This is a genomic window from Terrabacter terrae (assembly GCF_039529575.1).
GTDB classification, from domain to species: domain Bacteria; phylum Actinomycetota; class Actinomycetes; order Actinomycetales; family Dermatophilaceae; genus Terrabacter; species Terrabacter terrae.
Window position 1 is genome coordinate 1 of the sequence record NZ_BAAANB010000076.1, and the last position, 1,418, is coordinate 1,418.

2 protein-coding genes are annotated in these 1,418 nt (G+C 71.7%); one reads left to right on the forward strand and one right to left on the reverse strand.

Annotated features, from left to right (window positions below):
* On the forward strand, nucleotides 1-927 hold a 927-nt coding region (locus ABD194_RS19215; protein ID WP_343994472.1), incomplete at its 5' end, for an SGNH/GDSL hydrolase family protein.
* Between the two features lie 126 nt (nucleotides 928-1,053).
* On the opposite strand, the gene ABD194_RS19220 is transcribed toward ABD194_RS19215, so the two are convergent.
* Nucleotides 1,054-1,418 (reverse strand): DUF429 domain-containing protein (locus tag ABD194_RS19220; protein ID WP_343994474.1); only part of this gene is annotated, 365 nt, incomplete at its 5' end.

A 1,418-nucleotide genomic window follows, 5' to 3' on the forward strand; every position in this document is an offset into this window, starting at 1 on the left:
TACGAGGAACGTGACTGCTACCGCTCCCCGGACAACTACGGCTCGCAGGTCGCGGCCTCGATCGGCGCGAGCTACGTCGACGCGGCGTGCAGCGGCGGGGTCGTGCCCGACATCCTGAACCCGCGCCAGCTCGGCAACGCCTCCACCAAGAGCGCCACCTACTCGATCGACCCGGCTGCCTACCCCGACCAGAAGGCCGAGTGGATGCGGCGCGCGCAGACCGAGCGCCTCTGCGGCGTCCCGGCGCAGCCGGACTTCTCCTACACCTACACGTTCGTGACCGGTGCCGGCGTCGGCAGCCTCTACACCGGGACGGTCTCGTGCCAGCTGATGACCCGGGCGCAGATCGACTCCGTCACGCCCGACACCGACTACGTCTTCGTCACCATCGGCGGAAACGACATCGGCTTCTCCACGATCGTCGTCGACTGCCTGACCCTGCGCGACCCGACGAGCTGCAAGCAGGCCCTCGATGCCGCCTCGGCGAAGGCGCCGCAGATGGTCGAGAAGACGAAGGACGCGCTGCGGGCCGTCGAGCAGAAGTCCGGAGGGCATGCGCAGGTCTACCTGCTCAGCTACCCGATCCTGGTCAACACCGAGAGCTACGGCATCCCGGAGGTCGCGCCCGTCTACGACGCCGGCAAGGCGCTCAACGACCTGCAGCGCCTCGGCGACCAGCTCCAGGCCCAGGGGATCGCCGAGCTCAACGCCGAGCCGGGCGCCGACCACTACCACTTCGTCGACACGGTCAAGCAGGCCTGGGGCGGGCGCGTCCACGGCCTCGACCCGCACGTCGTCGCCGACAACTCAGACGCCTGGCTCGTGCCGGTCGGCACCCCGGGCCGCGACACCGCCGAGTACGTCCACCCCACCCAGCCGGGCTGGAACGCCACGGCCGGAGCCCTCCGGGTCGCCGTCACCGGCTGACTGCCGCCCGATCGGACGACTGCTCGATCACGGGACGACTGTCTTGGCATGCCCTGTGGATCGTCGGTTGCCGGAGCACTCGACGCCGCGGCGGGCTCTCGCCCGAGCGGCGACGTCCGGCGGCGATCAGGCCCAGATGGCGGCCGGGATGCCGTCGGAGAAGACCTCCGGCGGGTCGGGGAGCGAGCGAGCCAGCCCGGCGGCATGCCGCGCGGCCGACCACGCAACGGCGCAGGCATCGAGGACGTCGTCGGCGGCGTACCCCTGCCCTCGGAGCACCGACGGGCGGGCGATGCCGGCCTCGGCCAGGGCATCGAGACGGGCGCTCTGGCCCTGATCCGTCCTCTTGCCCGCGAGGATCGGCTCGCCGGTCATCGCGGCGAAGGACACCTCGGGGTGGACCTCGAGCACCGTCAGGGTGGGGCGCGTCCGGAGCCACGCGTCGACCTCGCGGATCCTGTCGCGCAGGGCGAACGCCTGGGCGCCGACAC